Here is a 16,775-nt window from a genome sequence, read left to right as displayed (position 1 = left end):
GCCCCGGGCGCCGTACGCCGACCGGTTCTTCCGGCGTACGGCGCCCACCTCTGACGGCCTCCGGAACTCGTTTTGGACCGACGGCCCAACTCCTCTATGCTTACGGCTGTCCCTGGAGCTTCGGCTCCCGCGGGTCCGAGTCCCCATCGTCTAGTGGCCTAGGACGCTGCCCTTTCAAGGCGGTAACGCGGGTTCGAATCCCGTTGGGGATACGGCCGAAAGGCCGGTGCAAGAACTAGCTCGAAGATGCTGTACGATCGTCGAGTCCATTTGGCCCAGTAGCGCAGTTGGTTAGCGTGCCGCCCTGTCACGGCGGAGGTCGCGGGTTCGAGTCCCGTCTGGGTCGCCAGGAGAAGGCGGCGGTGTCCAACACCGCCGCCGATCTTTCTCCCCGGTCAGGTAGCTCAGCTGGTAGAGCGTCCGCCTGAAAAGCGGAAGGTCGGCGGTTCGAGACCGCCCCTGACCACCACACCCTCTCCACTTCAGCCGGGGAGGGATTTTTCTTTCCCACGCACGCTCCGCGGCCGCTACGTTCGTCGCCACGATTCTCACCGCGCGCACTCCACGAGCTCCCACCCACCCTCCGGCTACCGCCGGCATCTTGCGCGCTGCCGCGCGGGCGACTAAGGATGCCAGGCACCTCCGTACCGTGACCCTGATCACGAGAACTGATCCACGTGCCGGACCGATCCCGCTCCGCTCGGGCCGGGTCCGGCAACGGACACAAGTTCTGGCTGTCCGGCTCGATCGCCGTACCGACCTCGGTCGTGAACACGTAGCCGATGTCCACCCAGTCCCCCCGGCCAGCAGACGTTCCATCGCCTGCGAGTGCGCCGGATCTGGACCGTGTTCTCCGCCCAGTCGATGTCTTCCCACTTCAGTCCCAGCACCTCCCCGCGGCGCAGACCGAGGTACAGCGCCAACACGAACAGCGCGTGCAACCGCGTCCCCCTCGCGGCCTCCAGCAGAGCCCGAGCCTGATCCTCGGTCGCGCCCCGGTTGACCTCGTACTGCGCGCCCTTCACCTGCACCAGCTTCGCGGCGTTGCGTTGCAAGACCTCCTCCCTGACAGCCGCCTGCAAGGCGTTTCGCAGTACGGCGTGAACCTGCTCCACGAGGCGGTAGGCAGGTGTTCCGCATGCGCTTCGTGAACAACCGCACGTCCGCACCGGTCAGCTTGCGCAGCTTCTTCTTGCCGAGCTGGGGAATGAGATGCACCCGCGCCACTACCCGCCGACCGATGGTGAGAACATGCCCCGACACCCACGATTCGCCGACCCAGTGGGAAGCCGAGTCGTCTTGTGGGAGAGCGCAAGGTGACCGGACTGACTCGGTCAGCGCACCAAACCTCGCTGCTTGAGGGGCCGAGAAGGGAAGCGGATACTCGGCCCCATGGTGGGGAAGGTGTGGTTGGGGGTGGTGCTGGTGCTCGCTCTCGAAGGGTGCGGGTCCGAGGCAGTGCCGGGCTCTGCGCCTAGTACGTCGGCCCCTCGGCCGGCGTGGAAGACACCGGGCGGTGATCTGGTGCCGCAAGCTCAGCCCACACAAGCGTTTGTGGCGCGCGCGGGAGTGGTGGCGCAGGTCGTGCGGGCGGCGGGGATTCCGGCGCCGGTGACCGGGATCTTCTTGTACTCGACGCGGACGCCGGGGCTCGGGTTCGACACCTGGCAGCAGAAGATCTCGTGGTCGTCCGGGCGGGTTGCCTTCGCGGACGGGGTCCAGTTCGCGGAAGGTGGTACGACGCGGGTCGATTTCGCGGATGGGTCGAACGAGACGATGCAGGTGCTCGAAGCTCAGCAAGCTCTGACCGAGGCGATCGGGCCGCCGAGCGACATGTGCGAGAGGATGCCGAGCTGCGAAACGCTCACGATCACCGGCGGCTCCTTGACGACGACCGACGTGGAGACCAGCCATGGCCGGGCGACCGTGCCGGCTTGGTCCTTCACGGTGCAAGGCCTGTCGAGACCTGTTGTCGCCGTCGCGGCCCCCGCGGGCGTGCTCAAGTCGCTGCAGTGGCCCGACCCGCTACCCGGTCTCGCCCGGCTCGAGCAGGGTCTGCTCCGCGTCGGCGTTCTCGACTGGGTCGACAGCAAGACCCTCAGTTTCGAGTTGAGCCACGGACTCTATGAGACCGACCTCCGGGCCCACGTCGTCGAGTACGACGATTTGGTGGTCATCGGCGGCAGTTACGGTCCATTGCTCCCGGGCGGTGCGGACGTCGGGAAGACATCGACCGCGGTCGTCACCCTCGGCAAGCCGCTCGGCGACCGGGCCGTCATCGCCGCGGACACCGGCATACGTCTCACGCCGTACCCGTACCTCAGAGAGTGATGGAGGTGAAGGCTCGGGTTTGGTCGGTGAAGGGCTCGTTCGACGGGGGGCGTCCAAGGAGGAGGCGCCGTAGAAGCCGTGGATGCCGGTGGTTTTGCGGAGGACGCACTCGGCGTCGGCGGGTTCGGCGACCGGGCCGCCGTAGACCAGGGCTCGGATCTGATGACCGCAACCGGGACCGCAACAGGTGGCGACAGCAACCATCCGAGCCGACCGATGAGCCTTGCTCTGCAACACCGGTTCCCTGGAGCCCAAGGGCCGCTGTCGAACTGAAACCCGGAAGGTCTGCGGTTCGAGACCGCCCCTGACCACCACACCCTCTCCGCTTCAGCCGGGGAGGGATTTTCTTTCCCAGGCAGGCGTCTGCGGGCTTATCGCCCGCCTGTGCGCGCTCATCGCGCGACCAATCCCACTCGGCAGCCGCTCTGCCTGAGGTGACGTTGATCAGGCCCACCACCCGGCGACGTGCTCCGCGAGCTGATCAAGCGCCTTTCCCTGGCCCTCAAGGGATTCGACAAGGAGCGCGCGATCAGGGCAGATCTGTGAGGGCGTGGCGTTGTGGGTCGCGGCGACCTTCTTCAGGAGTCCGTCGAAGGCAATGTGCTCCTGGGTGCAGTACTCCAGCAGAGTCTGATCCGCACACGCCCAGGGATCACCGTCTTTTCGAACTCTGTGGTGGGCTTGGGCATCCCATGGGTGCGGGGCAGGTGTCTCGCAGGGTGGTGGATAGGAGAGCTAGTGGTGCTTCCGGCGCCGGTGCGGGAATTGTGTGAGCGGTATCTGTTGCTGGTTGAGCGGGAGTTGCCTGTGGGGTTGGTGACTGGGGTTTATCTGCGTGGCGGCGTGGTGTTTGGGGAGTGGGCACCGCGGCAGTCTGATGTTGATTTTGTTGCCACGGTTGCTCATCGGCTAGAGCCGGCCGAGGTGGAGGCGTTGCGGGGCGTGCATGCGCAGCTGGCGGCGTACTCCTCTGTTCACTTTGATGGGCCGTACTTGCTGGCCTCTGATCTCGCGTGTGATCCGCGGACTGTGCCGCCGGTGCCGGAGATGATGCATACCGGGAAGCTCGAGGTGCTCGCGTCGCCGACGTGGATCATCGCCTGGCACGAGCTGGCGCGGGGAGGGATCACGATCGCCGGACCGCAGCTGTCCACACTCAAGATCTGGACCGACGAGAAGGCGCTGCATGCGTACACAGTGGACAACCTCAACACCTACTGGCGCAGCAACGCCGAGGGCCTGACGCGGGCGACTCCTGCCGACCTCCCGGCGGATGAGCGGGAGCGCGACTACCTACTCTCACACTGCATCGTCGCCTCAGTGCGCCTGCACCATCTCCTCGTCACCGGCGGGATGACCGCCAAGTCCCGAGCTGCCCGCTGGGCTTTGACGTATTACGACGAGCGCTGGCACCGCATCCTGGCCGAGGGACTACATCTGCGCGAAGGCACCGGCACCTCGCAGTACGACGACCAGGCCGAACTACTCGCCGACATCCGCGACTTCCTGGCGTACGTCGTGGAGACCGGCACCGGCAAACCCGTTGAATCTGCACAGCAGCCGAGCTGACGGCCGCGGTTACATCCGGGCTCGGAGTACGTCGAATTCGCAGCCTGGGGAGTTGGGGTCGAAGCCGTGTTCTACGAGCCAGCGGCTGGCTCCTAGGCTTCGGAGGGACCACCAGCCTTGGATTACGTCGAGGTCTACGTCGGTGCCGTAGCCGGCTAGGAGGTCGGGGAGGCATTCCTCATGGCCGAGGGTGAGGATGGCTAGGTCGTACAGGGCATCGCCTCGGCTTGCCTCGGACCAGTCGATGATGCCGGTGACCTTGTCGTCCTGGACGAAGATGTGGGTTATCTGTAGGTCTCCGTGGATGAAGACCGGGGTCCACGGGCGGAGTGCGGCCTCGGCGACCTCGCGGTTGCGCTTGACGAGGTCGGCGGGAAGGGTGCCGCTCGTGATGAGCCAATCGCATTCGCTGTCGAGGTGTGCAGTGATGTCGTCGAGGTTCTCTCCGGGCCATGGCGGCAGAGGCGCGTCATGCAGCGTTCGGATGGCGGCACCTGCGGCGGCCCAGGCGGCCGGCGACGCAGGCGAGGGCTCGCCGAGTACGCCGAGCGCCATACCGGGGACAGCTCCAAGGGCGAGTACGGGCGGTTTGCGCCACAGGATCTCCGGGGTCGGGATCGGCGCCAGGGCCATCGCCTCGACCTCGACGTCGATATTGGCCTGATCGGCGTCGATCTTCAGGAACACGTCACCGACTCGCAGCGTCGCGCGCTCGCTATGGGCAACGACAACCTTGACCTCGTCCACGCGCGCCATCCTCGCGGGTAAGACCACCTGCGTCACTGGAATATCGGCGCCGCCAGCTGAGACGGCACCGAGATCTGACCTATTTCGGCGTATTGTGCGGGTTCAGTTGGATTCAGGTCGACTTCGGTACTACGGTAGAGCGATGGTGTACTGCGGCTAGCAAAGCACACACTGTGATCGGGGAAACGCAGGGAGTCGACGAATCTGAGCGTCGCGGGGCATCGGAGGATCTTCGGTGCGGGGTTCAGATGTAGTCAGTGGAGTCGGGTAGAGCGGGTATAGGATCAGCCGGATCCGTGAGCCCGTCGTTGGCTGAGCAGATTTCGGGAGTGACAGTGGCCCCCTCACCAGAGGCCGTACGACTCGCCAGGAGACTTCGAGAACTCCGCGAGTCGCAGAAGCTGACCCAGAAGGACCTGTCGCGCGCGCTCAGCTCCGACTTCAGGGTCGCGGTCGCAACGATCAGCTCGTGGGAATCACAGTCCAACCCGAAACTGCCGCCGGAAGAGCGCCTGCGATCGTATGCGCTGCTCTTCGCGAAGCCCGGCGTACCGGAAGGCCCAGCGCGGCTGCCGCGGGAGCAGGACCTGACCGCGGCGGAGCGGGAGCGCTTCAACGCTCTCCACCGAGAGCTGGTCGGGCTGAGGGACGGAGTTCGTCAGCAAGCCACCCCATCGCCCGTCGGCGGGTCGTACACCTTCGACTTCGAGTCCGGACCGATCACACTGATCTGCCCGGAAGCCCCGGAGGACGGGCGATCTCCGCTCGCGGAGCAGGACAATCCGAACTACACCCGCCTTTACAGGTATGCAGACCTCGACGCATTGATCGAGATGTGGGGCCATGTGCGCGCCTCCAACCCGGAGATTCGCGCTCGGCACCATCTTCCTTCCGAGGTGAACGCGGACCACCTGTCCGGTCATCTCATCCTGCTCGGCGGCATCGCCTGGAACCAGGTCACCGGCCGCCTGCTGCGAGTACTGGACCAACTGCCGATCCGGCAGATGGCCGTCACGGACCTTGCCGACGGCGAGATCTTCCGATCGCGCGACGGCCGCGAGTACCGGCCACTGTGGGAAGAGCTCAAGTACGTCGATCCGGACGCACCGTCGAAGGCGGAGCTCGAGGAGATCCAGGCGCAGGACGCCTGGAAGGGCGAGACTCCGCGCGAGCTTGTCGAAGACGTCGCTCTCCTCGCCAGGTTGCGCAATCCGTTCAATCACAGCCGAACTATCACCATCTGCAATGGCGTCTACAGCCGTGGTGTCCTGGGCGCAGTACGAACGCTCACCGACGACGCCGTCCGCGAACGCAACGAGGCCTACCTCGCGAATACGTTCCCAGGCGGCATCTTCGGTCTGCTCCTGCGCGTGCCGGTGATCAACGGCGAGGCCATTACTCCTGACTTGGAAATCCCGGAGAACCGCCTTTACGAGTGGTCCCCCGAGGAGGAGGACGAATGAGCCGTCAGCTCAAGCACGGCCAATCTCACGCGTCGCTGCTGCGCGATGTCTCCGCTGCCAGCGCTGCGCCGGCCGCGCGTAGCGGGCTGGACGCGATCGTCGTCCCGGCTGCCCGGCCGGCATCAGCCCTGCAAGACGTCATCACTCTGTCTGCCACTCTGTCCGTGCCGCTCGTCATCCTGTGCAGCCGGCAGGCACAGGTCGGACAGGTCGTGCGTCGGGTGGAAAGGACGTTCGGTGCCAGGGCGCTCGTCGTCGAGGTGCCGGAGAACTACCAGCTTCCGTACGACGCTCCGCTGACGTCCGGCCCCGAGTTCAAGATGGCCTCCGCCGGTCGCTCGAGTGACCTCAGCGCCAAGCGGAACATCGGCCTGCTGCTCGGCCGGATGCGCGGCTGGAACAAGATCCTGTTCGTCGATGACGACATCAGCCAGTTCAACCCATGGGATGTCGATCGCCTGTCCGGGACTCTTGACCGGAACCCGGTTGCCTCGATGGTCAGCCGGCAGTTCCCCGATAACTCGGTGGTCTGTCATGCACGACGGCTCGCCGGCTTCAGGCAGGACGTGTTCGTCAGCGGCGCGGCGCTGGGCGTCAATCTTCAGCAGCCGGGTTTGTCGTTCTTCGCGGACGTCTACAACGAGGACTGGTTCTTCTTCGCGCGGCATGCGGCCGAGCGGTCGTTGCCGAGGATCGGCGAGGTCCGGCAGGCGAAGTACGCACCGTTCGCGGATTCGGGACGTGCGGATCGCGAGGAGTTCGGTGACCTGCTCGCGGAGGGCCTGTATGCGCTCTTTGAAAGCACACCCAAATGGACCTTCAAGGAGCAGTTGGCTGCCGCTACCCGGAAGAGTCTGTGGCGAGAATTCATCGAGATCCGGCTGGAAACGATCGAAGAGACCATCGCTGCGCTGTCCCAGGCCCAATTGTCAGCGAATCCGGTCGAGTACCTGAGGATGCTGGACGCACACGAATCCCTGCGGGTTGCAGAGAGGCGGGCCTCGAGCATCACCCCGGACCTGTGCGTCGACTTCATCCAGAAATGGCAAGAGGACGAACTGCAGTGGGAGCAGGTGCTGTGGCGCTACACGGGTGACCTGTCCGACCGTGATGCATTGGCCGAGCTCGGGCTTCAGACCTGGGCCTCTTGTGGGTATGGCGTCTCAGCGCGCATCGAAGCGCAGACGAATCTCCAGCCGACCGGAACCGTCGGCTAGCGGCTGCCATTCGCCGGTCGGGCAGAACCCGAGGCGCTCGTAGACCTCGCGCGCCACGGAATTCGTGTCCAGCACCCACACCCGCCATTCGGTGACGTCGGGCTCGACCTCGGTCAGATGGCCGAAGATTGCCCGCAATATCCCGGTACGCCGGTGCCGCGGATCGACCCACACCGACTCGACGTGCCGCTCGTACGGCGGCCGGCTGTCGACGCGGACCGAGCTCGCCAATCCGATCACGCGCGCCTGGTGGCGAGCGACGATCCACCGCATCCGGGTGAAGCGCTCCCGCCATGCGGACTCGCCGACCGCCACCTCGTCCTCGTACTCCGAGATGTACGCCGACGGCGAATCCTTGAGCGCCCGGAGGCGGACTTCCCGGGCGATGGGCCAGTCGTCGGCATCGAGCGTGGCGAGTTCCAAGGTCCCGGTCCCCCTCGGTCGACGGCAGCAACGCATCCATCCCAGTGTCGCCGTTTCGCCCGAGGGCCAAACCGATTGCCGGACAATCTCACATTCCTAGGGCATCTCCCGGGAAGCTCCGGGTGGGGTGGATCCGGTAGGTGAACACGCCCGCACGCACCCCCGGATCGTCGTCCATGAGGCGTCGCACGTCGTCCGCCGTACCCGGGAAGATGCCGACGCCGCAGAGCGGGGAATCGTCCCGGACCGGGCAGACAACGTTCAGCAGACCGTCCGCGCGGAGCTCGAAATTGCGCCGGCCGTGCTCCCAGATGATCGCGTCGGCGCCATCGGTGCCGTACTGCGGACCTTCCTCGAGGAGCACGACCGTGTACTCGCGGGTCGTGCTCATCGCTGCGCGCATCTGGTCGTCCGTGAACCGAGTCATGCAGTCAACGTGTCACGAGCAGAACGCCTTGTCGAGGAAGGTGTTGACGGTGGCGTCCGGGTTGGTCGGCAGGTGCGGCGTGACGGCAACGGTTGCCTGCCGGCGAGTGTCGGCCGTGGAGAACGAGTAGGCCTGGTACGCGAGCGCGTCGCCGTCGTTGCCGTAGACACGGATATGGCAGGCGGTGTCATGCCAGGACAGCCCGAGGCCGTACGTGCCGCCTTCGGTCCCGGCCTGCTTCATCGCGGCGAGCAGTCGCGACGGCAACAGGTGCCCGCCGAGTAGTGCCGCGAAGAAGCGGTTGAGGTCGTGGGTCGTCGAGATGATGTCGCCGCCGGCGCCGAACAGGGTCGGGTTCATCTCGGTCCAGTCGAGCTGCCCGCCGTCCTTGGGTACGTATCCATGCGGGTGCGGCCCCGGGATGCGCGTCGACGTCCGCGGCATCGTCGTACCGTGCAGTCCGAGCGGGCGGATAATGCGGCGCTCGATCTCGTCGGAGTACGTCCGGCCGGTGACCTTCTTGATGATCTCGCCGACGAGCAGGTAGTTGGTGTTCGAGTAGTCGTACTGCGAACCCGGCTTGTCGAAGACCGGCGGATTCGCCAGGGCGCGCTCGATCTGCTCGGTTGCCGTCCAGGTTCGATACCGAAGCGCATAGAAGTCCTCGCTCGGCGGCATCGGCAACGTGTTCTTGTAGTCGTACAAACCGCTGGTGTGGTTGAGCAATTGGCGCACCGTGATGTTCTCGCCGTTCGGCACAACCCCCGGCAGCCAACGCTCCACCGAGTCGTCGAGCCGAATCTTGCCCTCAGCCACCAATTGCAGTACGACGGTGGCAACAAGCGTCTTCGTAATGCTCCCGGCCCGGAACCGCCCGTCCACGGGCACCTTCCGCGAGGTCCCCAACTCCGCAACCCCACTACTCCCACGCCAAACCTGCGCCCCGTTCCGCACTTCAGCCATCGCCCCGACCGCCGCCACCCCGTCAAGGCTCTTCTGCAAATCGCCACCCCTAGAAGGCGAAGCCGGCACCACCGCCGTCATCGCAGCAGTCACCAACGCAACCACTCCCTGCACCAGCATCCCGATCTCCTTTGTCCGTCCGAGCCTCCAACCCTTCCCGCGACGAACACCACAAACATCCGGGATCGCCCCCGAATCACCCCGTGAGCAGGCTCGGGGAAACACGTCCGGCCCGGGTCCGTGAAAGACCCGGGCCGGACGTTGCCTCTAGCAACTTATGCTGCAGCGGTCGCTTCGGTGAGCTGCTCCGCGGTTGGCTGGAGCTGGGGTGTGGCCAGGGTCAGGAAGACGTTGGCTACGGCGAAGGCGGTGGCTGCCAGGAGGCCGCGTTCGTAGCCTGACTGGAGGGCCTGGAGTTGGGTTGCGCCGTGGGTTAGTTCGTTGGTGGTGTGGCTGATGGAGAGGGTGGTGACGATCGCCAGGCCCAGCGCGCCGCCGACCTGGTACATCGCGTTGACCACACCGGATGCCGCACCGGCCTCAGCAGGCCGTACCTCGGAGACTGCGTTGATCTGGCCTGGTACGCCGACGCCGATGATGCCGAAGCCGAAGATGATCAGGCCGGGCAGGAGCTGGGAGCTGTAGCTACCAGTGGCGTCAGCCTGGGACAGCAGGAGCAGTCCGCCAACGCTGAGGACCGCACCGGCGAGCTGGACGGTCCGAGTGCCGAGTCGCTGCACCAACTGGGATGCCAGCACCGCACCGACGATCGCCGCGCCGCCCATCGGCAGGAAGTGGATGCCGGCCTCGAGCGCACTGTCGCCACGCACCTGCTGCAGGTAGATAGCAGTCAGGAAGAACATGGACAGGAACCCGGCGCCGTTCAGCGCCAGCGTCGCACCGGACACACTCAGCGCCCTCGACCGGAACAGTCGCAGCGGCACCAGCGGAGCAGCGGACCGCGACTCGACCAAAACGAACGCCACCAACATGAGCACACCGGCAGTCAGTACGCCGACAACCTCGAACGATCCCCAGCCGGACGGCTCCGACCGCACCACGCCGTACACGACCGACATCAGACCGGCCGTGCCGAGCACCGCACCGAGGGTGTCGAACGTACGGCGACCCGTCGAGTGCCGCAGGTCCGGTACGAAGACCGGGATGAGGGCGATCAGTGCGATCACGATCGGCACGTTCACGAAGAAGACCCACTGCCAGCTGAGGGAATCCACGAGTACGCCGCCCGCGACCACGCCGAGCGTGCCGCCGAGACCGGCGAGACCGCCCCAGACGCCCATCGCGATGTTGCGTTCACGTCCGTGCGCGAAGGTCATCGTCAGGATGGCCAGCGCCGCGGGTGACAGCAGCGCTCCCCCGAGGCCCTGAACCGCGCGGGCGCCGATGAGGAACTCCGGCGAGTTGGAGAGGCCGGCAATGAGGCTGGTCGCACCGAAGAGGACGAGGCCCGCGGTGAACACCCGGCGCGGACCGAGCAGGTCGGCCATCCGTCCGCCGAGGAGCAGGAAGCCGCCGAAGAGCAGTGTGTACGCGTTGATGACCCACTGCAGGGAGTCGGCGGAGAAGTTCAGGTCCGCCTGGATGTGGGGCAGCGCGACGTTCACGATCGTCACGTCGAGCACCACGATGAACTGAGCTAGAGCTAGCACCGCCAGGGTGGCCCAAGGACTGCGTCGCATTGCCGTACCTCACTCGGTTGAGAGTCTACGCTGTATGTATACGCCGTAAGCTTACGGAGTAGACATTAGGTCTACGGTGTAGACTTGTCAACGTGATCACCAAAGAGACCTCCCGCCGCCTCGATCCGGAGAAGGTCGTCGACAGCGCCCTGGCCATCGCCGACGACGAGGGACCGGCCGCGGTCTCGTTCCGGAAGCTGGCCGCGCAGCACGACGTCACGCCGATGGCGCTGTACCGGCACTTCAAGGACAAGGACGACCTGCTGGCCGCGATCGGGGATCGCATCCTGGCCGACGTCGTACTCCCGACGCCGAACGACGAACGCTGGGACAAGCAGCTCCACATGCTGCTGACCGCGTTCGTGACCGCGCTCCGCGGGCACCCGCGACTCGCGGACCTGACGCTGGCGCGGATCCTGATCACCGAGCCCGGCCTGGCGCTGTCCGAACGCGCGCTGGAGCTTCTCGTCGAGGGCGGATTCAGCGTCGACGACGCGGCCGAGGTCGGCCGGCAGGCAATCTGCTCACTGATCTCATTGGTGACCACGGACCCGGTCGCCCGCGAGGTCAGCGACCCAGAGGCTCGCGAGGCCTCCCTCCGGCGCAAGCGGGCATCCCTCGGCGCGCTGTCCCCCGAGCGCTACCCGCTGATCACGTCCGCCGCCGGCGCACTGATCTGCCCCGAGTCACGAGACCGGTACTACGAGATCGGCCTCGACCTCGTTGTGGCAGGCATCCGCGGCATCCGAGAGTAGGGCGTGTACGCACCCCGCCAGAGGGTCGAGAGGACTACGCTCCGAGACGGAGCGATACCACTCTCTATGGAGGTACATCGATGGCGGGGAAGTTCGAGCTGTACAAGGACAAGTCCGGCGAGTTCAGGTTTCGCCTGAAGGCCGGTAACGGCGAGATCATCGCGACCAGCAGCGAGAGCTACACGACCAAGGCCGCGGCGCAGAATGGGATCGACTCGGTCAAGCGGAACGCGGGCGACGCGAACGTCGACGACCAGACCGACTGAAACGTCAACAAAACAAGGGGGTTCTCCACAGTCTGTGGAGAACCCCCTTCGTTTCGCTGCGGTCAGAGACCGTCCGCGAACTCGACCCCGCGAACCTCGACGCCGAGGCCCTCGATCGCCGCGTCCGGGATCATCGCGGCCAGCTCCAGCGCGCGCTCCCGGGACGCCACGTCCACCAGGTAGTAGCCGCCGAGGAACTCCTTCGACTCCACGAACGGCCCGTCGGTCACCGCCGGGAGACCGCCCCGGACGGTGACGACCGCGGACTGGGCCGGCTGCTGCAGCGCGACCGTGCTGTGGAACTCGCCCGACGCCTTGATCGTGTCCATGAACTTCTGGTGACCGGAACCGATGGCCTGCTGCTCGGCTTCGGGCAGCGCGGCGAGCACGTCGGGGTTGATGTTCAGAACCAGTAGGTACTTCACGGTGTCTCCTTCACCCGCGGCCCCCGGAGTGGGTGCCTCTCGTCCATCAGTACGGAGCGGGCAGGCGCACTTTGACATCGCCCGCAGATAACGTCGGCAGTATTGGATGCCACGCCTCCGGCGCGGCGGGTCATGGGGCTGTAACTCCCGGCCTTCCCTCGTCGCTCCGGTCGCTTCGCTCCCTCCGCTCCTCAGTCCAGGCCGGGAGGCCCCATGACCGTGCTGAGTCTCACAGATGTCCGGGCCGCCGCTGAGCGCCTGAAGGGTGTCGCACACCGTACGCCGGTCCTCACGTCGCGGACGCTCGACGAGCGGGTCGGGGCGGAGGTGTTCCTGAAGGCCGAGAACTTCCAGCGGATCGGTGCATTCAAGTTCCGGGGCGCGTACAACGCGATCAGCCGGCTCACGGCGGAGCAGCTCGAGGCGGGCGTCGCGGCGTACTCCTCCGGCAATCACGCGCAGGCGGTCGCGCTGGCCGCGCGGCTCGCCGGGACGAGCGCGGTGATCCTGATGCCGGAGGACGCGCCGCCGACGAAGGTCGCTGCCACCCGCGGGTACGGCGCTGAGGTGGTCACGTACGACCGCTACACGCAAGATCGGGCCGCCCTCGCGCAGGAGCTGGCGACCGAACGCGGGCGCACGCTGATCCCGCCGTACGACAACTACGACGTGATGGCCGGGCAAGGGACCGTCGCGCTCGAGTTGCTCGAGGAGGTCGGGCATCTCGGCGCCCTGCTGGTTCCGGTCGGCGGCGGTGGGCTGATGGCCGGCTGTGCGACCGCGGCGACCCTGATGTGCCCGGGGATCCGGATGATCGGGGTCGAGCCGGCGGCGGGCGACGACCACGCCCGCTCACTGGCTGCGGGCGAGCGGGTGGAGATCGCCGTACCGCGGACGATCGCGGACGGGCAGGCGATCTCGACACCGGGCGAGCTGACGTTCGCGGTGAACCGGCGGCTCGTGGAGTCGTTCGAGCTGGTCAGCGACGAGGAGATCGTGGCGGCGATGGCGTTCGCGTTCGAGCGGCTGAAGATCGTGCTCGAGCCGAGTGGGGCGAGTGCGCTGGCCGCAGTGCTGGCCGGACGGATCCACGGGATGCCCGAGCGCGTCGGAGTGGTGCTGTCGGGCGGGAACTTGGGGCTGGAGCGGTTCCGCGAGTTGCTCGGAAATTAGCTGAATTCGCAAGGATTTTAGGGTGCCCTGACCACCCTCTGTGCCCGTTGTCACAGAAAGCAACCATCGATTGTGACCGAGGTCACATCGAGGCTCTCAGTTCCTGCCTGCGCCCCGCTCAGACGCGCTCAGGACACCTGGTGTTCACCCAGGCTCGCTGATCCGTCAGATGCCCTCTCAAGGGCATTCCGGAGGGTCTTTGTGGATCTGAGGGTTTGCGTCGTGATCGTTCTGTTATACAGTCGTCGGCGGTTCGGTAAACAACACGAACCGCACGTGGGTCAACGCCGAGCCCTGCCAGGGCCCATGTGCTCCCCTCGAACACCATGGCAGGGGTGGGGAACCCAGGAAGTTGGGTCTCGACCGTGAGTGGTCGAAACCCTGGGGTGAAGTCCGCGGGAGCGGACCGGGCTATGAATCCCAGCCCGAACCCGACAGCTAACTTCACAGGCGTCGGGAGACAACCATGCCCGTCACTGCCCGACGGACGTCGCTTTCGCGCGCCGTCAGCCAGCTTTCCAGTACCGACCGGCCTACCGGCCGGACCCTGGCGAAGCACCGTAGGACCAGCAAGCCCGGCGCCCCTCGCGCCGCAGCCGCCGTACTCTCGGTCGGCCTCGCTGTCGGCGGTGGAGCCGCCCTCAGCATCGGCACCACCCCGGCGACCGCCTCGGCGGCCACCATGACCGCTGCTCAGCTGCGCGGCCACACGAGCATCCCGAGCCGGCCGTTGCTCCGGTTCCGTGACTCCGGCCCGACCGTCAAGTACGTCCAGCGCGCCCTGCACCTGGGGCCGGACGGCTACTTCGGCACCAGCACCGTCCGGGTGCTGAAGAAGTTCCAGGCGTCCTGGGGCCTCAAGGCCACCGGCTACATGGACAAGAACACCTGGGGCCGGCTGACCTGGGCCGCCAAGCACAAGGTGCTCTACGGCAAGGCCGGCGCGAGCACCGGCACCACCACCTTCCGGGCCAAGGTGCTCCGGGAGGCGGCCAAGCTCAAGGGCACGCCGTACCGCTACGGCGGCACGACCACCCGCGGCTTCGACTGCTCCGGCTACACCGGCTTCGTCTACAAGAAGGCCGGTCACAAGCTGCCGCGCACGTCGCGCCAGCAGTACAGCGCGACCAAGCACATCAGCCGCAAGGCCGCCAAGCCGGGTGACCTCGTGTTCTTCCGCAACGGTGGCGGCGGTGTGTACCACGTCGGCATCTACGCCGGCGGGAACATGCTGTGGCACGCCTCGAAGCCGGGTCGCCCGGTCGCCAAGGCGAAGATCTGGACCAGCAGCGTGGCCTTCGGCCGCATCTGAGTCCTGACCAGCGGCGCCCTTCCCCCCATCGGGTGCCGCTGGTCGTCAGCGTCCTATCCCCCCAGGCACGCTGGCCATGAAACCGGCCGGGCCGTCGATCCCCCACCCCTCCGACGGCCGGGCCGGTTTCCTATCTGCACGCCTTCTTCTCGCGCGACTAGTCGTCGAGCAGGCCGGCTTCGTACGCCAGGATCGCTACCTGTACGCGATTCGTGGCGTCGAGTTTCACCAGGGCCCGGGAGACGTGCGCCTTCACCGTGGCCTCGCTCATGAAGAGCTTCCTGCCGATGTCGGCGTTCTGCAGGCCGCGGCCGACCTCGACGAGCACCTCGCGCTCGCGTTCGGTGAGCTTGCTGATCCGCTCGCGCGCCACCCGCCGCCGGTCCGTCCGCGGGTCGCCGGCGAAGTGCCCGATCAGACGCCGCGTCACCGCCGGCGACAGCATCGCGTCCCCGGCCGCGACGACCTTGATTGCCTGCACCAGCTCGCGCGGCGGGGTGTCCTTGAGCAGGAATCCGCTCGCCCCGGCCTGCAGAGCGCGGAACACGTAGTCGTCCAGATCGAAGGTCGTCAGTACGACGATCTTCGGCGGATCCGGCAGCGCCTGAACCTCCCGCGTCGCGGCCAGCCCGTCCAGCCGCGGCATCCGGATGTCCATCAGTACGACGTCCGGCCGATGCTCCTTCACCATCGCCGCGGCGTCGGCGCCGTCCTCGGCCTCGGCGACCACTTCGAGCTCGTCGTCCGACTCGAGGATCATCTTCAGCCCGGCCCGGACCAGCGCCTCGTCGTCCACGATCAGCAGCCGCGTCATCGTTCCCCTTCATCTACGAACACAGGCTCGGCATCTTGTTTGCGGTCATCCCACGGCAGCCAGGCCTCGACCTGCCAGCCGCCTTCGGGCGTCGGCCCGGTGGTCAGCCGGCCACCGACCAGCTGCACCCGCTCGCGCAGCCCGACCAGGCCCGCACCGGCGCCAGGAAGCAGTGAACCAGCAGCCACCGGCCGTACGTTCTTCACCCTCACCGTCACGCCCTCGCCCCGCGCGCCATGGACCCACACTTCGGTCGCCGAGCCGCGGGCGTGCTTATGCACATTGGTCAGTGACTCCTGCACCAGCCGATAGACAGTCCGCCCGAGCGAATCTGGTACGTCGGCCGGCAACGCAACGTCGTACCCAACGGTCACACCCGCGTTGCGGGAGGCCTCGATCAGCCGCTCGAGATCCGCGGCGTGGGGCACGGGCGACAGGTCCGCACCGGCCACGCTGACGTCGGACCGGAGTACGCCGAGAACCTCGCGGAGATCCTCCATGGCCTGCCGGGCGGTCTCGCGGATGAGCTTCGCCGAGTCTTCGACCTTGTCGGCGCCGACCGCCGGGTTCACCTCGAGGCCGCCTGCGTGCAGGGCGATCAGCGAGACCTTGTGCGCGAGTACGTCGTGCATCTCCTGCGCGATCCTGGATCGCTCGCCGAGCCGGGCCTGCTCGCTGCGCAGCTCGCGCTCGGCCTCGGCGCGCTCGGCCCGGTCCCGCAGCGACGCCATCAGGTCGCGGCGCGCACCGACGTACGCGCCGATCGCGATCCACGTCCCGACCAGGAACGGGCCGGTGAAGATCGGGACCCAGATCGATCCCTGGCCACTCCAGGAGTTCAGTACATAGGCGGCGTACGACGCGAGGCCGAGGATCGCCAGTGCCAGGTCGCGGCGACGGATCGAGAGGGTCAGCAGAGCGAGCCCCATCGGGACGAAGATCCCGCCGGTCAGCATCGCGACGACGGCGATCGCAGTGACCGTCACGGGGAAGCGCCGGCGCCAGAGCAGCGCGACCGAGGCGACGATGCCGGCGCCGAGGACGTACCAGTCCTTGGGGCTCCACCCGCCCCCGCCGGACGCGGCCTGCGCGACGATCGTGAGCAGGCTGAAGGCGACGTACAGGAAGTCGCGCACGCGCGGGGCATGCCTGACCCACCAGGCGTACCACCGGCGCAACCGTCGCATTCC

At 66.8% G+C, this 16,775-nt stretch carries 17 protein-coding genes, 3 tRNA genes, 1 pseudogene and 1 riboswitch; of the genes and pseudogenes, 11 read left to right on the top strand and 10 right to left on the bottom strand.

Translation table 11 applies throughout. The features are described from left to right. The first annotated feature begins 139 nt into the window (after window positions 1–139). The 3 genes from ACQPYH_RS03735 to ACQPYH_RS03725 all read left to right on the top strand — a co-directional run bounded on the left by ACQPYH_RS03735 (window position 140) and on the right by ACQPYH_RS03725 (window position 469). Window positions 140–212, top strand: a tRNA-Glu gene (locus ACQPYH_RS03735). A gap of 60 nt (window positions 213–272) precedes the next feature. After that, window positions 273–349 (top strand) — tRNA-Asp (locus tag ACQPYH_RS03730). Between the two features lie 44 nt (window positions 350–393). Continuing rightward, window positions 394–469, top strand: a tRNA-Phe gene (locus tag ACQPYH_RS03725). Window positions 470–659: 190 nt separating this feature from the next. Here the strand turns inward: ACQPYH_RS03725 and ACQPYH_RS03720 are convergent. Continuing rightward, a complete protein-coding gene (locus ACQPYH_RS03720; protein WP_432886538.1) occupies window positions 660–1,055 on the bottom strand; it encodes a tyrosine-type recombinase/integrase in 396 nt (131 codons plus the stop codon). Window positions 1,056–1,392: 337 nt separating this feature from the next. Between ACQPYH_RS03720 and ACQPYH_RS03715 the strand changes: the two genes are divergently transcribed. Continuing rightward, the gene (locus ACQPYH_RS03715; RefSeq protein ID WP_432894695.1) at window positions 1,393–2,331 is read left to right on the top strand and encodes a hypothetical protein; all 939 of its coding nucleotides are present in this window, start codon (window positions 1,393–1,395) and stop codon (window positions 2,329–2,331) included. Between the two features lie 108 nt (window positions 2,332–2,439). Here the strand turns inward: ACQPYH_RS03715 and ACQPYH_RS03710 are convergent. Beyond that, window positions 2,440–2,535, bottom strand: a pseudogene (locus tag ACQPYH_RS03710) (hypothetical protein); the annotation flags it as partial. A 534-nt stretch (window positions 2,536–3,069) separates the two neighbouring features. Between ACQPYH_RS03710 and ACQPYH_RS03705 the strand changes: the two are divergent. Beyond that, window positions 3,070–3,900: a hypothetical protein gene (locus tag ACQPYH_RS03705; RefSeq protein ID WP_432886535.1), complete on the top strand. Its 831-nt coding sequence runs from the start codon at window positions 3,070–3,072 to the stop codon at window positions 3,898–3,900. Between the two features lie 9 nt (window positions 3,901–3,909). Here ACQPYH_RS03705 and ACQPYH_RS03700 read toward each other — a convergent pair whose 3' ends face one another. Beyond that, window positions 3,910–4,647, bottom strand: coding sequence for a phosphotransferase family protein (locus ACQPYH_RS03700; protein WP_432886532.1), 738 nt, complete (start codon window positions 4,645–4,647; stop codon window positions 3,910–3,912). A 329-nt stretch (window positions 4,648–4,976) separates the two neighbouring features. On the opposite strand from ACQPYH_RS03700, the gene ACQPYH_RS03695 reads away from it, so the two are divergent. Both ACQPYH_RS03695 and ACQPYH_RS03690 read left to right on the top strand, forming a co-directional pair. Then, window positions 4,977–6,110: a helix-turn-helix domain-containing protein gene (locus tag ACQPYH_RS03695; protein ID WP_432886529.1), complete on the top strand. Its 1,134-nt coding sequence runs from the start codon at window positions 4,977–4,979 to the stop codon at window positions 6,108–6,110. Further along, window positions 6,107–7,327: a hypothetical protein gene (locus ACQPYH_RS03690; protein WP_432886526.1), complete on the top strand. Its 1,221-nt coding sequence runs from the start codon at window positions 6,107–6,109 to the stop codon at window positions 7,325–7,327. Before ACQPYH_RS03695 ends, ACQPYH_RS03690 begins: the two co-directional genes overlap by 4 nt. Here the strand turns inward: ACQPYH_RS03690 and ACQPYH_RS03685 are convergent. The 4 genes from ACQPYH_RS03685 to ACQPYH_RS03670 form a co-directional block, all read right to left on the bottom strand. Beyond that, window positions 7,274–7,750: an N-acetyltransferase family protein gene (locus ACQPYH_RS03685; RefSeq protein ID WP_432886523.1), complete on the bottom strand. Its 477-nt coding sequence runs from the start codon at window positions 7,748–7,750 to the stop codon at window positions 7,274–7,276. The genes ACQPYH_RS03690 and ACQPYH_RS03685 overlap by 54 nt on opposite strands. Window positions 7,751–7,838: 88 nt before the next feature. Next, window positions 7,839–8,177: a hypothetical protein gene (locus ACQPYH_RS03680; RefSeq protein WP_432886520.1), complete on the bottom strand. Its 339-nt coding sequence runs from the start codon at window positions 8,175–8,177 to the stop codon at window positions 7,839–7,841. A 12-nt stretch (window positions 8,178–8,189) separates the two neighbouring features. Continuing rightward, entirely contained in the window at window positions 8,190–9,260 is a 1,071-nt protein-coding gene (locus tag ACQPYH_RS03675; protein ID WP_432886517.1) for a serine hydrolase domain-containing protein, read from the bottom strand. A 155-nt stretch (window positions 9,261–9,415) separates the two neighbouring features. Continuing rightward, window positions 9,416–10,840 carry an MFS transporter gene (locus ACQPYH_RS03670; RefSeq protein WP_432886514.1) on the bottom strand — a complete coding sequence of 475 codons (1,425 nt, stop codon included), beginning with the start codon at window positions 10,838–10,840 and terminating at the stop codon, window positions 9,416–9,418. 92 nt (window positions 10,841–10,932) lie between these two features. Here ACQPYH_RS03670 and ACQPYH_RS03665 point away from each other — a divergent pair, with 92 nt between their 5' ends. Together ACQPYH_RS03665 and ACQPYH_RS03660 are read left to right on the top strand one after the other, a co-directional pair. Further along, window positions 10,933–11,595 carry a TetR/AcrR family transcriptional regulator gene (locus tag ACQPYH_RS03665; protein WP_432886511.1) on the top strand — a complete coding sequence of 221 codons (663 nt, stop codon included), beginning with the start codon at window positions 10,933–10,935 and terminating at the stop codon, window positions 11,593–11,595. A gap of 80 nt (window positions 11,596–11,675) precedes the next feature. After that, the gene (locus ACQPYH_RS03660; RefSeq protein WP_130446039.1) at window positions 11,676–11,861 is read left to right on the top strand and encodes a YegP family protein; all 186 of its coding nucleotides are present in this window, start codon (window positions 11,676–11,678) and stop codon (window positions 11,859–11,861) included. 62 nt (window positions 11,862–11,923) lie between these two features. On the opposite strand, the gene ACQPYH_RS03655 is transcribed toward ACQPYH_RS03660, so the two are convergent. Then, entirely contained in the window at window positions 11,924–12,286 is a 363-nt protein-coding gene (locus tag ACQPYH_RS03655) for a YciI family protein (RefSeq protein ID WP_130446038.1), read from the bottom strand. A 213-nt stretch (window positions 12,287–12,499) separates the two neighbouring features. On the opposite strand from ACQPYH_RS03655, the gene ACQPYH_RS03650 reads away from it, so the two are divergent. Both ACQPYH_RS03650 and ACQPYH_RS03645 read left to right on the top strand, forming a co-directional pair. After that, window positions 12,500–13,459 (top strand): pyridoxal-phosphate dependent enzyme, encoded by a 960-nt coding sequence (locus tag ACQPYH_RS03650; RefSeq protein ID WP_432886507.1) that lies wholly within the window; start codon window positions 12,500–12,502, stop codon window positions 13,457–13,459. A gap of 299 nt (window positions 13,460–13,758) precedes the next feature. Then, window positions 13,759–13,926, top strand: a riboswitch (cyclic di-AMP (ydaO/yuaA leader). Beyond that, complete coding sequence (locus ACQPYH_RS03645; protein ID WP_432886504.1) at window positions 13,926–14,771, top strand: C40 family peptidase; 846 nt, start codon at window positions 13,926–13,928, stop codon at window positions 14,769–14,771. (Overlaps the previous riboswitch by 1 nt.) Before the next feature lie 157 nt (window positions 14,772–14,928). Here ACQPYH_RS03645 and ACQPYH_RS03640 read toward each other — a convergent pair whose 3' ends face one another. Together ACQPYH_RS03640 and ACQPYH_RS03635 are read right to left on the bottom strand one after the other, a co-directional pair. Further along, a complete protein-coding gene (locus tag ACQPYH_RS03640) occupies window positions 14,929–15,585 on the bottom strand; it encodes a response regulator (RefSeq protein WP_396403200.1) in 657 nt (218 codons plus the stop codon). Next, window positions 15,582–16,772, bottom strand: coding sequence for a sensor histidine kinase (locus ACQPYH_RS03635; RefSeq protein ID WP_432886501.1), 1,191 nt, complete (start codon window positions 16,770–16,772; stop codon window positions 15,582–15,584). The genes ACQPYH_RS03640 and ACQPYH_RS03635 overlap by 4 nt, the downstream gene beginning before the upstream one ends. Window positions 16,773–16,775: the final 3 nt, after the last annotated feature.

Source organism: Kribbella sp. CA-245084 (assembly GCF_050942355.1).
GTDB lineage: Bacteria > Actinomycetota > Actinomycetes > Propionibacteriales > Kribbellaceae > Kribbella.
The sequence above is the reverse complement of the archived record's forward strand: the minus strand, read 5'-3'. Positions and strand labels throughout refer to the sequence as shown.

What these genes read in the sequence shown, in the direction of transcription:
- ACQPYH_RS03690 (WP_432886526.1), top strand. Translation starts at nt 6,107, where the DNA reads ATGAGCCGTCAGCTCAAGCACGGCCAATCTCACGCGTCGCTGCTGCGC.
- ACQPYH_RS03715 (WP_432894695.1), top strand. Translation starts at nt 1,393, where the DNA reads ATGGTGGGGAAGGTGTGGTTGGGGGTGGTGCTGGTGCTCGCTCTCGAA.
- ACQPYH_RS03650 (WP_432886507.1), top strand. Translation starts at nt 12,500, where the DNA reads ATGACCGTGCTGAGTCTCACAGATGTCCGGGCCGCCGCTGAGCGCCTG.
- ACQPYH_RS03670 (WP_432886514.1), bottom strand. Translation starts at nt 10,840, where the DNA reads ATGCGACGCAGTCCTTGGGCCACCCTGGCGGTGCTAGCTCTAGCTCAG.
- ACQPYH_RS03645 (WP_432886504.1), top strand. Translation starts at nt 13,926, where the DNA reads ATGCCCGTCACTGCCCGACGGACGTCGCTTTCGCGCGCCGTCAGCCAG.
- ACQPYH_RS03640 (WP_396403200.1), bottom strand. Translation starts at nt 15,585, where the DNA reads ATGACGCGGCTGCTGATCGTGGACGACGAGGCGCTGGTCCGGGCCGGG.
- ACQPYH_RS03635 (WP_432886501.1), bottom strand. Translation starts at nt 16,772, where the DNA reads ATGCGACGGTTGCGCCGGTGGTACGCCTGGTGGGTCAGGCATGCCCCG.
- ACQPYH_RS03675 (WP_432886517.1), bottom strand. Translation starts at nt 9,260, where the DNA reads ATGCTGGTGCAGGGAGTGGTTGCGTTGGTGACTGCTGCGATGACGGCG.
- ACQPYH_RS03660 (WP_130446039.1), top strand. Translation starts at nt 11,676, where the DNA reads ATGGCGGGGAAGTTCGAGCTGTACAAGGACAAGTCCGGCGAGTTCAGG.
- ACQPYH_RS03680 (WP_432886520.1), bottom strand. Translation starts at nt 8,177, where the DNA reads ATGACTCGGTTCACGGACGACCAGATGCGCGCAGCGATGAGCACGACC.